This window comes from Janthinobacterium sp. NKUCC08_JDC, from assembly GCF_019345575.1.
Taxonomy (GTDB): domain Bacteria; phylum Pseudomonadota; class Gammaproteobacteria; order Burkholderiales; family Burkholderiaceae_D; genus Janthinobacterium; species Janthinobacterium aestuarii.
The window spans coordinates 1,018,238-1,032,191 of the sequence record NZ_JAHKQW010000001.1; the positions used below are offsets into that span (position 1 = coordinate 1,018,238).

The 13,954-nt window shown below is 63.9% G+C and carries 8 protein-coding genes; 2 read left to right on the forward strand and 6 right to left on the reverse strand.

Annotated elements, in window-relative coordinates; translation table 11 throughout:
• Positions 1-3: 3 nt before the first annotated feature.
• Positions 4-1,491: a DNA polymerase Y family protein gene (locus KO538_RS04700; protein WP_219327601.1), complete on the reverse strand. Its 1,488-nt coding sequence runs from the start codon at positions 1,489-1,491 to the stop codon at positions 4-6.
• Positions 1,421-2,131, reverse strand: coding sequence for a translesion DNA synthesis-associated protein ImuA (gene imuA, locus KO538_RS04705; RefSeq protein ID WP_219327742.1), 711 nt, complete (start codon positions 2,129-2,131; stop codon positions 1,421-1,423). The genes KO538_RS04700 and imuA overlap by 71 nt, the downstream gene beginning before the upstream one ends.
• 206 nt (positions 2,132-2,337) lie before the next feature.
• Between imuA and KO538_RS04710 the strand changes: the two genes are divergently transcribed.
• Positions 2,338-3,603, forward strand: a complete 1,266-nt coding sequence (locus KO538_RS04710) for a putative Na+/H+ antiporter (protein WP_219327602.1) — start codon at positions 2,338-2,340, stop codon at positions 3,601-3,603.
• Positions 3,604-3,655: 52 nt separating this feature from the next.
• On the opposite strand, the gene KO538_RS04715 is transcribed toward KO538_RS04710, so the two are convergent.
• The 3 genes from KO538_RS04715 to KO538_RS04725 all read right to left on the reverse strand — a co-directional run bounded on the left by KO538_RS04715 (position 3,656) and on the right by KO538_RS04725 (position 8,500).
• The gene (locus KO538_RS04715; protein ID WP_219327603.1) at positions 3,656-5,689 is read right to left on the reverse strand and encodes a GNAT family N-acetyltransferase; all 2,034 of its coding nucleotides are present in this window, start codon (positions 5,687-5,689) and stop codon (positions 3,656-3,658) included.
• A gap of 83 nt (positions 5,690-5,772) precedes the next feature.
• Positions 5,773-6,987, reverse strand: a complete 1,215-nt coding sequence (locus KO538_RS04720) for an MFS transporter (protein ID WP_034750781.1) — start codon at positions 6,985-6,987, stop codon at positions 5,773-5,775.
• Between the two features lie 307 nt (positions 6,988-7,294).
• Entirely contained in the window at positions 7,295-8,500 is a 1,206-nt protein-coding gene (locus KO538_RS04725; RefSeq protein ID WP_034750784.1) for a PHB depolymerase family esterase, read from the reverse strand.
• Between the two features lie 399 nt (positions 8,501-8,899).
• Between KO538_RS04725 and KO538_RS04730 the strand changes: the two genes are divergently transcribed.
• Positions 8,900-9,493: a PRC-barrel domain-containing protein gene (locus KO538_RS04730; protein ID WP_034750787.1), complete on the forward strand. Its 594-nt coding sequence runs from the start codon at positions 8,900-8,902 to the stop codon at positions 9,491-9,493.
• A gap of 181 nt (positions 9,494-9,674) precedes the next feature.
• Here the strand turns inward: KO538_RS04730 and hrpA are convergent, their stop codons facing one another.
• Positions 9,675-13,913 carry an ATP-dependent RNA helicase HrpA gene (gene hrpA, locus KO538_RS04735; protein ID WP_051991102.1) on the reverse strand — a complete coding sequence of 1,413 codons (4,239 nt, stop codon included), beginning with the start codon at positions 13,911-13,913 and terminating at the stop codon, positions 9,675-9,677.
• Between the last annotated feature and the right edge of the window lie 41 nt (positions 13,914-13,954).

Genomic DNA, 13,954 nt, shown 5'->3' on the forward strand with positions numbered 1-13,954 from the left:
CATTCAGCCAAACAAGCCATGCAAAAACCAGCGCGGCGCGGCGTCTTCTCCGCTGCCGGCAATGCGCTCGCGGTAGACCCAGTAATGGGCGTGGTCGAGGCCTTCGGCGATGAAGTAATCGCGCGCCTGCGACTGGCCCCACCAGCCCGCCTCTATGCGTTCGGCAACGGACACCATTTTCAAGGGCGAGCCATAAAACGGCCGGTGCTCGCGCATCAGCAGGGCGATGGGCTGGGCCAGCAGCCAGCCGGGACGGGGCATGCCGGGCAAGCCTGGCGGCAAGTCCGGCAGCGCGTTTTTTGCGCCGGCCTTGGCCGGCAGCGGCAGCCACTGGTTGGCCGCCTCGGGGCGGTAATCGGCGCGCGGCGCGGCCTGCAAGACATTGTCCGTGCCCAGGCGCGCCACCAGCAATTCCAGCAGGCGCTGGCGTTCCTGCGGCGTGCCGCCCGGCTCGGGAAACAGGCTGTCGCTGGGCGGCGCCATCGGCTGCACCTGCAGCGCTTCCAGGGTGAGGCCGATCACGGGCGCCTCCAGCACCAGCTGCGCCAGGCGCTCCTGGAGCAGGCGCACCAGGTGCTCGTCGCGCCACACGGCCTCGCCCAGCGCCAGGTCGATGACGGTGGGCGGACGCGCCACCCTGCCCCGCTCGTGCGCCAGCAGCAGCTGGATGCGCTCGACGGCAAATTGCCGCGCGCACAGCCAGCCCGTCATTTGCTGCAGCAGGCGGCGCGCGCCGAACAGCAGCGCGTCGGCATGCTCCACGCGGTCGAACAATTCCAGGCTGGCGCGGAACGTGGGCGGCGCTTCGAGCCACACGAACAATTCCGTGCTGTGGCCATGCGCATCGTCGAGCATATCGAGCAAGGCCCCGCCGCAACGGCGCTGCAAGCCGGGCCGCGGCAAGTGGCGCAGCTGCCCCAGGGTGCGGCAGCCGATGCCCTCGAACCAGTCGAGGTAGGGGCGCGCGGGCGGCAGCAAGGCGCACGGCAGGCCGTCGAGGCGGCGGGTGAGGCTCTCCATGCCCAGCACGCGGCGCCGGCGCATAGCGGCGCGCGCCAGCAGCCAGGCGCCGCGCGCCGTGGGTGCGCACGACAACTGGGCCGTGTAGCCGAGCGCGCGCAAGCTGGCCGCGATGTGCCGGCACAGGGCGCGCACGCCGCCGAACAGGCGCAGGCTGGCGCCCGCATCGACCAGCAGGGTCGCTTCCTCGCCTTGCGCCACCAGCGGTGAATATTGCAGCAGCGCCAGCGCCACCGCTTGCAAGGCTTGCGCTTCCAGTTCAGGCGAGCGCTCGTGCAGGCGCGCCTGCGGCGCCAGCATCAGCGCACCGGCGCGGCACATGCCCGGCCGGATGCCGGCGGCCCGCGCCAGCGGCGACACGGCCATCACTTGCTCCTGCTCCAGCACCACGCCCAGGCTGTCAGCCGACCAGCGCGGGCAAAACACTTCGAGCGGGAGCCGGGGCAGGCACAGGCCGATCCAGAGTCGCATGGCGTCGCAATAATGAAGGAGGTTGCAGGGGCAGGAACAGGGGCGCGTCGCGCTGCGGTCCCCGGCGCTTGATGAAGCCGATCTCGATACCGCCGGCGGCCGGGCGCACGGACAGACGCAGCGGCGCCGGCGACGCATCCTGGGCGGCGTGCAGCGGGCGCAGCATGCAGAACAGGGTGTTACCGCTTTGCGCGGCCAGGTGCAGGCGGCGCAGGCTGTCGGCGCGCACGTGCGGCTGCCAGAACAGCAAGGCGCCGCAGGTACCACTGCGCAAGATGTTTTCCGCCGCCCACAAGGCATCCTTGCTGCCGGCGCTTTTGAGCCACAGCAGTTGCGATGGCGCCAGTCCCTGCGCGGCCAGGGCCAGCGCCTGCGGCGGATGGGGCGGCTGCAACAGCACGATGGGCAAGCCCGGCAGTTGCGCCAGCGCGGGCGCCAGCAGCCGCAATTCGCCGCTGCCCGGCTGCTGCACCAGCAGGTCGATCAGGCTGCCGCTGGGCCAGCCGCCGCCGGGCAGCTGCGCGGACAGGGCGGCAAAGCCCGTGTCCAGGCAGCGCGTGGCGCCCTGCCCCAGCTGCGATGCGCGCCACAAGGACGGGTGCAAGGCTTCCGGCGAGGCCATCAATTGAGAATGTTGCATCATTGGATAGATAGATGAATACTGTATGTATATACAGTACTATCCAGCTCCACTTTTAGCAAGGTTTATCTGACTGCCGCTACCGCCGGGGCCGCTCCGCCATGTCCGAAAAACCCCGTTTTTGGCATCGATTGCTGTACCATAAGCACTCTCCTTACCGGTTGGCAACGTACCAGCCGGCTTCCTCCGTCCATAAGGAAACGCATTTGACCACCATCCAAATCATCAGCGCCATCGTCTTCGGCCTCGCGCTCATCCACACCTTTGCCGCCAAGTCCTTTGAAACCTTGTCGCGGCGCCATCCCCGCCATGCGGGCCTGCTGCACTTGCTGGGCGAAGTCGAAGTCGTGTTCGGCTTCTGGGCCTTCATCCTGATCCTCATCATGGCCTTTGTCTCGGGCAGCGATGCGGCCATCGAGTATGCCGAGTCGCGCCATTACACGGAGCCCCTGTTCGTCTTTGTCGTCATGGTCGTGGCCGCCTCGCGCCCTGTGCTCGACGCCGTGCAGCGCCTGTTGAAAAGCGTGGCGCGCGTGATGCCGCTGCGCACGGAACTGGGCCTCGTCTGGCTGGGCCTGGCGCTCGTGCCCCTGACGGGCTCATTGATCACGGAACCGGCCGCCATGACCCTGGCCGCGCTGATGCTGGCGCCGCAAATCTTCCGCCTTGGCATCCCTGAATGGCTGAAATACGGCGCGCTGGGCGTGCTCTTCGTCAACGTTTCCATCGGCGGCACCCTGACTTCGTACGCGGCGCCGCCCGTGCTGATGGTGGCCACCACGTGGAACTGGGATAGCGCCTACATGGCCAGCCACTTCGGCTGGAAGGCCGCCATCGCCGTACTCGTCAACGCCACGGGCGTGAGCATTCTGCTGCGCAAATACCTGCACAGCAACACTTCCGACATCAAGCCGAAGGCCGGCGAGGTGGAAGCGCCAAAAGTGCCGCTGGCCGTCAGCCTCGTGCACATGATCGTGCTGGCCGGCGTGGTGACCCTGGCGCACCATCCCGTGCTGTTCATCGGCCTGTTCCTGTTCTTCCTCGGCTTCGTGCAGGCGTACGAGCGCTATCAAAGCCCGCTGATCCTCAAGGAAGGCTTGCTGGTCGGCTTCTTCCTGGGCGGCCTGGTGGTACTGGGCGGCATGCAGCAATGGTGGCTGCAACCCATCGTCTCGAGCCTGAAGCCGCTGGCCCTGTTCTTCGGCGCCCTGGGCTTGACGGCCATTACCGATAATGCGGCCCTCACTTACCTCGGTTCGCTGATCGTCGGCATGACGGATGAAGCGAAATACATGCTGATGGCCGGCGCCGTGGCCGGTGGCGGCCTGACCGTCATCGCCAATGCGCCGAACCCGGCCGGCGTGGCCCTGCTGCGCCGCGGCTTCAAGGATGAATCGATCGGCGCCATCGGCCTGCTGGCCGGCGCCCTGCTGCCGACGGCCGTGGCGGCCTTGGCCTTCCTCGCTTTGTAACGCTACTCACGGGGCGGCTGCCGGCCGCCCCCGCTTCCCTCAGTTTCCCGCCTCAGTTACCCTCATACACGAGGAAATGCAGCCGGTCATAGAACAGGCTGTAGGCATAGTCGAACGTGCCCACACTGCGAAAGCCCTTGTGCAGATACACTTGCAGCGCTTCGCTCTTTTCCCACACCGTCAGAGTGATGCGCGCGCAGCCCTTGCGGCTGGCCAGGTCGCGGATTTCATGGAACATCTGCCTGAATAAACCCTGGCCCCGGTATTTCTCGTCGATGGCCAGGCTGCTGACGAAACAGTCGTCGGCACGCGCATGCGCGAGCACGAATTCATCATAGGCATCGTCGAGCGCCTTCATGTCGTCACGGTAATAGGAGACGGCGCCGCAGGCCTGGAACTCGTCCATCGTCGCGGCCGTGAAAAAGCCGATGAAACGCCCGTCCTCGTCATGCAGGCCGTGGATGTGCGCCAGATACGGGTCAATATTCTGCCGCCGCTGCAATTCGACAAATTGCAGATTCAATTTATTACCGAACGAGCAGTATTCGAGGTAGCTGGTGGCAAACAGCAGCTTCGCCATGCGGTTCTTCGTCTCGTCGTCCAGCAGTTCGCCCGGCACCAGCGTGAGCGGCGCATGCGACAGCAGGTCCGCCTGCGCCTCGTCACCTGGCGGGGCCACATCGCTGACGGCCGGCATGCGGCTGCCGTGGCGGCCCACGGTCGGGCGCCAGAAAGCACCGGCGGCAATATGCTGCGAACGGTGGGCCAGCAGGTAGCGGCAAAAGACGCTATTCACGCGGTCGAGCTGCGGGTCGTCCGACAGCACCGAGTAATAGTGGAAATGGTCGATGTCGGCACGCAGCTGGGCCGCATACGCCATGCGCGGCACTTCCTCGATATCGAACACATCGACGATGTCGGGCAGGATCAAAGGATCGTCAAGCTGCCAGCCGATCTCGTCGAGCCGCGCCACGCAACGCGCATACGCGCGCCGTTCCTCGTCGCTCAAGGGAATGTGCATGTCGGTAATGATATCGTCCAGCAAGCGCATGCCGCGGATGCCGCCCGCCACCGCTTCCCGCGCACCGTCATACAGCACGCAATAGCGCTGGTAGAACTCGGCATGGCTGAGCACGGTCACGCCCAGGTTCTTCTTCCATTCCGCATAGAACTGGCCAAACAGCTGCGCCTCGAATTGCGGGCAGGAACGGGGAATCTGCGCGTCGATGCCCGCATAGGCGAGGTTCACATTGCGCTGGATCACGCGCAGCGCGGCATCGTTCTTCTTGGCGATCAGCATGCCCGTTTCATCGAGAAACAGATTCATCCAGCTGACATGCCGGCGCTCTTCGCTGCCATCCTCCTTGCGCTGGAAATAATCAGGCACTTCCGGCTTCATCAGGAAAATCGTCGCCGGATTATGCGGGATCGTATCGACATCCATATACATGCCGCCGTATTCGCACATGATGAGGATGCGGAAATAATCGGACAAGGTGGCGAAGTAGCGCTGCGTATGCAGGATATCGAGGATATCGAAGCGGGCCGGCGCGAAATCGAGCGCCAGCGCGCGCAGCGAGTTGATATGCAGGGTCGTGCCGCCGATCGCGTAGCGGCCTATCGTGTAGCGCCCGGCGCCGCCCGTGGGGCTGAAGCGCTCGTCATTGCACAGCTGCTGCGCATCCCATACCCACAGGATGGAGACATATGGCGCGCCGCCGTTGCGCCGCACCTCTTCCAGCGCCGCGCCCCACTGCCTGATCGCTTCGGCCGCGATGGCCGGCAATGGGCCGCCCATCCAGATGCGGTGCAGGTAGCGCTCGTCGTCGCCGAGCGCGCGCGTGGGGATGCAGCTGAGCGAGGAGCAGCTTGCCGCGTTGAAATGATTGAAGTTCAGGGCGACGAAGCTGCGCAGGGCCGCGATGCCTGCCTGGTGCTCGACGGCCAGTTGCTCCAGGTCGCTGCCGGCCGGCCGGACATCGGCCAGGGTGATGTAATCGAGTTTCAGCCGGTTGATGCGAAACTCGTATTCGAGGTTGAAAATCTTTGCTTGATCGTGTTTCGAGGCCAGGTCATCTATTTTCATGGGCGCACCATTTTCCGCAGGAGAGTGTCAATAAACTTCGCAGGAGGTAAAGCAAGGTCGAGAACAAGCGCATCGTTGCGCCATCAGTGCCGGGCCAGCCGCACCCCGCTTTCCCGGCGCCCCGCCATGCCCCGCGTAAACAGCAGCAGGCAGGCCGTGATGGCCACGATGACGGGAATATTGAGCAGCGCATACGTTTCCAGCGCATAACCGAAGCGCTGGCACAGCACGTTGTACAGCTGCAGCCAGGCGGACAGATAAATGCAGTACAGCAAGCTCATGGCGGCCGTCGTCAAGGTCATCGCCTCCTTGCTGGCCGTGATCGCGCTACGTATCAGCGCGCCGTTGAACAGGCCGAAACCGATGGAATAGACAAACATGCAGGCGGCAAACACGTCGACGTGATGGCGGGCGGCACCGGCGCCCAGCATGCCGGCGGCCGCGATCAGCCCGCCCAGGCGCAGCAGAGAGACGAGGGGGAAATCCTGGCGCAGGCGCTGGATGGCGATGCTGCTGAGGACAAAGCCCGACAAGATCACGCATTGCAGGGCGATATACGTGGCGTAGGACGCGCCCATTTCCTGCAGCACGAAGATGGGCGAAAAGCCGATCCAGGCCGTCAGAGGCACGGTGGCCAGCCCGGCCGTGAACATGCCGAACATGAAGCGGCCATTGCTGAAAATGGCCGCGTAGCTGCGCATGATGGCGGCCAGGTCCGGGCGCGTGACCTTGGGGACCGCGCGCGGCATGGTCTTGCACAGGCCCAGCAAGGACAGCAGCGCCAGCAGCGCCGAGAGGAAAAAGACGTAGCGCCAGTCCAGCCGGCTGATGATGGCGCTGCCGAGGATGGGGCCGGCCAGGGGTGCGAGGATGGTGGTGCTCGACAAAATGCTGCTCAGCTTGACGGCCGCCATGTCATCGAACAGTTCATGGATCATGGCATAGCCGACGAAGATGAAGCAGCAGCCCATGCCCTGGATGAAACGCACGGCGAGAAATTGCTCGATCGAGGCGGTCAATGGCACGGCCAAGGTGGCCAGCAAGAACAAGGTATTGCCGGTCAACACCAGCTTGCGCTTGCCGATGCAGTCAGCCAAGGGCCCGAGGAAAATCTGCAGCGAGCTGCCGCCCAGCAGATACAGGCTCAGTGACAGGGGGACGAACTTTTTTTCCGCCTGGAACTCCTCGACGATGCCCAGCATCGCCGGCATGATCATGTCGTTCGACAGATAGATGTTGAGCTCAAAGACGAGAAAAAACGCAAAAAACCACAGCAACTGCTTCGACTTGATGGACATGGCGCGTTCCGTAACGTGGGTGGCTGCCGTCAGTGCGTATCAGCCGTCGGGGCATGGGACGGCGGACACGGTTTCACACTGAAACGTGTACCAATTGTATACCAGTTAGTATTTTTAACGCCTGTTTTTGTGATTTTTAAATACCGCAGCAATACCACTTGAGTGAAATCAATGGTACTGCGGTATTTAGAATTCAGGCTGAAAAGGGCACGGCCAGCGTGCCGGCGCGCTGGCCGCGGCCCTGCGGGGAAAGGGAGAACGATGCGTACCAGTGCCAGCGCACCGTTGCGGCGCGCGGCACGCTGGTTTAGCGGCGGCGGTGGCTGGCGAAGAAATCGAGCAGCATCTTGCTGGCGTCGGGCTTGGCCTTGTCGTTGAACGGCAGGCTGGCGTCGCCGCCGCTCCACGCATGCTCGAGGTGCTCGACCTGCGCCACGCGCAGCAGCACATCCTTGCCCACCTGATAATCGTGCAGCGCATACGCATGGGCCGGATTGCGCCCGCCCGCCGCGCCGCCAGACAGGCGCTGCGCCGTCACCACGGTATCGAACGGCAAGCGGTTGACGCGCACGCTCTGGCGCACCAGCTGCGTCTGATTGATGGGCCGCACCACCTTGTCGGCCAGCCCTTGCAGCAGGATGGTGGGCAGGCGGGGAAACGCGGGCTGGCGCGCCAGTACTTCATCGATGGCCACGTCGGCGCGGGCGGCAGCGCCATGCTGCATCACGCCCAGCGCGCCGATCAGATTATGCCCGGCGCCAAAGACGGGTCCGGAATGCAGGCCCAGCGCCGCGAACAGATGGGGATGGTTCAGCGCCACGATATGCGCCATGCCGGCGCCGGCGGAAATGCCGCAGATATAGATGCGCGCGCGGTCGATCGCATAACGGGCCGCCACCTGCTCGATGGCGCCGACGATCAGGCGCACGTCGCCGCCGCCCTCCTGCGTCAGCTTGTCGTACCACTTCCAGCAGCGGCGCGCATGCGAGCGCAGCGATTGCTGCGGATACAGCACGGCGTAGCCCTTGCGCTCGGCCAGGCGGTTCATGCGCGTGCCATCGGCAAACTGCGTGGCGCTCTGCTCGCAGCCGTGCAGCATCACCAGCAGCGGCCGGCCCCGGCTGCGCATGGCGACGCTCGGCGCCTTCTCGGGCAGGTACAGGAAATACGGCAGGCGCCGGCCCGGCATCTGCCCCAGTTCCGGCAGCGGCGCATAGTGGGCGGCCAGCCACTTGCCCGGCGGGGGCGCCGTTCGCTTGCGCACGCGCGGTGGCGACAGGGGCGTGGCAAAGGGCGCCAGCGAGGGTACGGCGTCGCTGGCGGGCCTGGCGCGCGGCTTGGCGATTGTTTTGGCCTTGGTTTTGACCACGGGCTTGCTGCGGGGTTTGGCCTTGGGCTTGGGCTTGGCTGGCACGGGCCCGAACAGCACCTTGGCCAGCTTGGTCGCCGTGCGCTGCTGCGCCTTACCGGCGCGCAAGAGCCCGCGCAGCCATTTGGTGGCGGGCTTTACCATGGCACGCGGCGTGCGTGTCGTTGTGGAGCGTACCGCAAGTTCATCCCACTGCATCGTTGCGTCATCAGCATGTGCGGCCTCCTCCTTGGAACGCATAGAGTACCGCAATTGGCTGACAGCACCGTACGTTTGCACACCGATAAAAGTGCCGCTAAGTAATCCTCAGGAAATTATTGTGAATTTATGACGAACAGAACCGGATGCTATGCAAGGCGCCCACTGCGACGCAGTGCGAGCACTGCTAGCAGCGGGCAACGCCGCAGAGCGCCGGTTATGGAAGTCAGAAATCATAATAATTTATTGGGGGTTACTTAGCACCATTGAGGCAGATCAAACGCCACATAGTGCGTATGCTTAATCTGGATGTTCAATCAGCACTTCACACGAGGAGAGAACACCATGAGCTATCTGGACCGCGACATCCTGGGCATGTACCGTAACCACGACGGCCCGGGGCCGGCCCTGATGGGGGCCGATACCCTGATCGGGGACGATGTCTACAATCACGAAGACGAGGAGCTGGGCGACATCAAGGAAATCATGCTCGACATGCGCACCGGCCAGATCGCCTACGCCGTGCTGTCCTTCGGCGGCGTCCTGGGCATGGGCGACAAGCTGTTTGCCGTGCCTTGGGAACGTCTGACCCTGGACACCGTCAACAAGCGCTTCCTGCTGAACGTCGACAAAGACTTGCTGAAAAACGCTCCCGGCTTCGACAAGGACAACTGGCCCGACATGGGCAGCGAAGCATGGAACCAGCAGATGGAAGCATTCTATGGCAGCGGCACGCGCTACGGCAGCATGGCAGGCCATATGCCATCCGGCAGCGACCTGCGCAGCGGCGCCAGCCTGCAATCGGGCAGCGAAGGCAGCCTGACCGGCAGCTCCATGAGCGGCAGCCGCGCCGGCACGGGCAGCAGCCAGGGCGACCTCGGCGATCTGGGCTCGCGCTCCTCGCTCAGCGATGATGATGATCTCAACAAGCGCACTTGAGCCGGGTAGGTCGGGTAGGATGGATTAGCGGAGCATGTTGCTGCCCATCGTTAGCGTCAAGGCGCCTCTAGAAACCGTAGCGAGCAAGTTCAATATCGCGTTGAGTAGCGCAACCGTACTCTAGTACGGTGAGCAACGCCGACGCGATAGTGAGCTGCGCAGTAGGTTTATAGAGGCGCCATCACCGCTGCATCGACTCCCATACCTTCTGCAGGCGTTTGGCAGACACCGGCATCGGCGTCCGTAACTCCTGCGCAAACAGCGACACGCGCAGTTCTTCCAGCATCCAGCGGAAGTCGACCAGTTTCGGGTCCGTGTTCTTGCCGGCCTGGCGGTCCTTGGCCTGGCGCAAGTACGGCGCGGCGGCCGATTGCCATTCGGCCATCAACTTGGTGTCGCGCGCGGGGTCGGCGCGCAGCTTTTCCAGACGCACGTTGATCGCCTTCAGATAGCGGGGGAAATGCGCCAGTTGCGTGTATTCGTTTTCCGTCAGGAAGCGTTTATGCACGAGGCCCTGCAGCTGCGACTGGATATCGGTAGCGGCCGCTGCGGGAATATTCTGCAGGCGCTTGGGCAAGCCGTGGAATTCCGTCAGCACTTGCGACAGCAAACGGGCGATTTCATTGACCAGCAAGACCAAACGTGACTTGCCCTCCGCCTGGCGCTTGGCGAACGAGGCGGCGTCCAGCGGCAGCGGATCTTGCAGGCAGGCGATGTCGAGCGCCTTGTTGATGATTTGCTCGCGCAGCTCTTCCTGCGACCCCAGGGCCATGAATTGCATACCCATCTGCTGCAAACCGGGGATGCTTTTCTCGACGTATTTGATCTGCTCCTTCATTTGCAGCGCGAACAAACGGCGCAAACCGATCTTGTGCGTGCGGGCGGCCACAGTCGGGTCGTCAAACACTTCCAGGTCGCAATGCGTGCCCTTGTCGACCAGCGCGGGGAAGCCGATCAGGGTCAGCTTGCCCTGCACGATTTCGAGCAACTCCGGCAATTCACCAAAGGTCCAGCCCGTCAAGCCCATGTGCTGCGAGACGGTGGCATTGCCGGACGCTGGCGCGGCAGCAACGGCAGCACCCTTGGTCGGCGCGCCGCCCTTGCCTGCCGTCGCGTTGGCGGCGGCGCCCTGCGCCTGCGCCTGCAGCCGCGATGCCACTTGCGCACCCGCCACCTTGGCACCGGGCGTGCCCGTGCCGGAAACGCCCGACACTTCGGCCAGTTTCTGAAAACTCTGGCGCGCCTGGCCGCCGAATTCCGCCTGCAAGGTGGCCAGGTTGCGGCCCATGTCCAGCTGGCGGCCATGCTCGTCGATCACCTTGAAATTCATGAAGTGATGGGCAGGCAGGGTTTCCGGCTTGAAGTCCGTCGTCAGCACATTGATCGTGATCTGCGTGCGGATGTCTGCGATGATGGCGTCGATCAAGTCACCGCGGCCAAACACGCCCGCTGCATGCACGCGCTCGCAGAATTTCGCCGCGTAATCAGGCAGCGGCACGCAGTGACGGCGCAGCTTTTGCGGCAGGGATTTGAGCAGCAGATGCACCTTTTCCTTCAGCATGCCCGGCACCAGCCATTCGCAGCGCTCGCGCGGCAACTGGTTCAAGGCATACAGCGGCACGGCCAAGGTCACGCCATCGCGCACACTGCCCGGCTCGAAGTGGTACGTCAGGCCCATTTCCAGGCCCGTCACGGACATGGTTTTCGGGAACAGGTCCGTCGTCACGCCGGCCGCCTCATGGCGCATCAGCTCTTCGCGATTCAGGTACAGCAGCTTCGGGTTGTCGCGCGTCGCCTCCTTGTGCCACTTTTCAAAACCGGCGCCATTGCACACGTCGGCCGGCAGCAGCTGGTCGTAGAAGGCGGCGATCAGTTCATCGTCGACCAGCACGTCCAGGCGGCGCGACTTGTGCTCGAGGTTTTCGATGTCCTTGATCAGCTTGTGGTTGTGCGCAAAGAACGGCGCGCGCGTATCGAAGTCGCCGCCGACCAAGGCATCGCGGATGAAGATTTCGCGCGCTTCCGGCAAATTGAAATTGCCGTAATTGATGCGGCGCTGGCTATACACCACCAGGCCGTACAGGGTCGCCCGTTCCGACGCCGTCACCTGCGCCGAGCGTTTTTCCCAGCGCGGCTCGCCCCACGATTTCTTCAGCAGATGCTCGCCGACTTTTTCCAGCCACTCGGGCTGGATCTGCGCCACGCAGCGCGCGTACAAACGCGTCGTGTCGACCAGTTCGGCCGCCATGATCCACTTGCCCGGCTTTTTCAGCAGCGAGGAACCGGGCCAGATATGGAACTTGATGCCGCGCGCGCCCAGATACCCGGCACCCGGTTCGTCCTCGCCCTTGAAGCCGATATTGCCCAGCAAACCGGTCAGCAAGGCCATGTGCAGGTTGTCGTAGGTGGCCGGCGCTTCGTTCAATCGCCAGCCCTGCTCCTTGACGATGGTCAGCAGCTGCGAATGCACGTCGCGCCATTCGCGCAGGCGCATCTGCGACAGGAAATTCGTGCGGCAATTGTCTTGCAGCTGGCGGTTGGTTTTCTTGTGCTCGATGGCGGACTCGAACCAGCGCCAGATTTTCAGGTAGCTCAAGAATTCCGATTTTTCATCGGCGAACTTCTTGTGCGCCTCGTCGGCCGCCTGCTGGTGTTCCATCGGGCGGTCGCGCGGGTCTTGCACGGACAGGGCCGAGGCGACGATCAGCACTTCGCTCAAGCACGCGTTATCGAGCGCGGCGAGTATCATGCGGCCCACGCGCGGGTCGAGCGGCAGCTTGGCCAGCTTGTTGCCCAGCGGTGTGAGTTTATTGACTTCATCGACGGCGCCCAGCTCCTGCAGCAACTGGTAGCCGTCGGCGATCGCGCGCGCCAGCGGCGGCTCGATGAAGGGGAAGGTTTCCACATCCGTCAGGTGCAAGGACTTCATGCGCAGGATGACGGCGGCCAGCGAGGAGCGCAGGATTTCCGGCTCCGTGAATTTCGGGCGCAGAAGATAATCCTGCTCTTCATATAGGCGAATACACACGCCATCGGCCACGCGGCCGCAACGCCCGGCACGCTGGTTGGCGGCCGACTGGGCGATCGGCTCGACCTGCAACTGTTCGACTTTATTGCGGTAGCTGTAGCGTTTCACCCGCGCCAGGCCCGCGTCGACCACGTAGCGGATACCGGGCACGGTCAGCGAGGTTTCCGCCACGTTGGTGGCCAGCACGATGCGGCGCGCATTGCTGGTTTTAAACACGCGCTCCTGCTCTTCGGCCGACAGGCGCGCGAACAGGGGCAGGATTTCCACATGCGGCGGGTGGTGCTTGCGCAGTGCTTCGGCGCAGTCGCGGATTTCGCGCTCGCCCGGCAGGAACACCAGCACGTCGCCCGAGCCGATGCGGCACAGTTCTTCCACGCCATCGACGACGGCATCCATCAGGTCGCGCTTTTCACGCGCAGCTACACGTACATTCGCCGTGCGCTGGCCAGGTTTGTCAGGGTTGGCGGCACCAGGCATGGCCACCTGCTCGCGCTCCACGGGGCGGTAGCGCACTTCCACCTGGTACAAACGGCCCGACACTTCGATCACGGGGGCCGGTTTTTCCGACGTGCCGAAATGGCGCGAGAAGCGCTCCGCATCGATGGTGGCCGACGTGATGATGATTTTCAGATCGGGCCGGCGCGGCAGCAGCTGTTTCAGGTAGCCGAGCAGGAAGTCGATGTTCAGGCTGCGTTCGTGCGCTTCGTCGATGATGATGGTGTCGTAATTTTTCAACAACGGGTCGGTCTGCGTCTCGGCCAGCAAGATACCGTCCGTCATCAGCTTGACGGACGCGCCACGGCTCAGGGTATCGGTAAAGCGCACCTTGAAGCCCACGGTTTCGCCCAGCGGCGTGCCCAGCTCCTGCGCAATGCGCTTGGCCGTCGACGAGGCGGCGATACGCCGCGGCTGCGTGTGGCCGATCATGCCCTTCTGTCCGCGTCCCAATTCCAGGCAAATCTTCGGCAATTGGGTCGTCTTGCCGGAACCCGTCTCGCCCGAGACGATGATCACCTGGTTTTCCAGCAAGGCCTTGGCGATTTCCGCGCGCCGGCCCGAGACGGGCAAGTCTTCCGGATACGTGATCGGTGGCAGCGGATTGCGGAAAGCCTTTTCCGCTTCGCGCGCGGCGCGGGCTGCGTCACGGCTTTCGCGCTCTTCGCGGCTAGCCTGGTCATTGCGCGGCGGCTGTCCCTCACGCGGCGGGCGCGGCGCACGCTGCTGCTGTTGCTGTTTCTGTTGTTCCGCGCGCGGCGGCTGCTGCCTTTGCTGGCTCACGGGCGGGCGCTGGCGGCCCTGCGCAGGCGTGGCGGCAGGCGCGGAAACATCCCCGCCGGCGGGCACATTTGCAACGTTGGAAGGAGGGGAAGACTTATTGCTGGCTGAAGACATTGTTTTTTACAGGTATTTTAAGCGCGCACATCGCGCAGCGA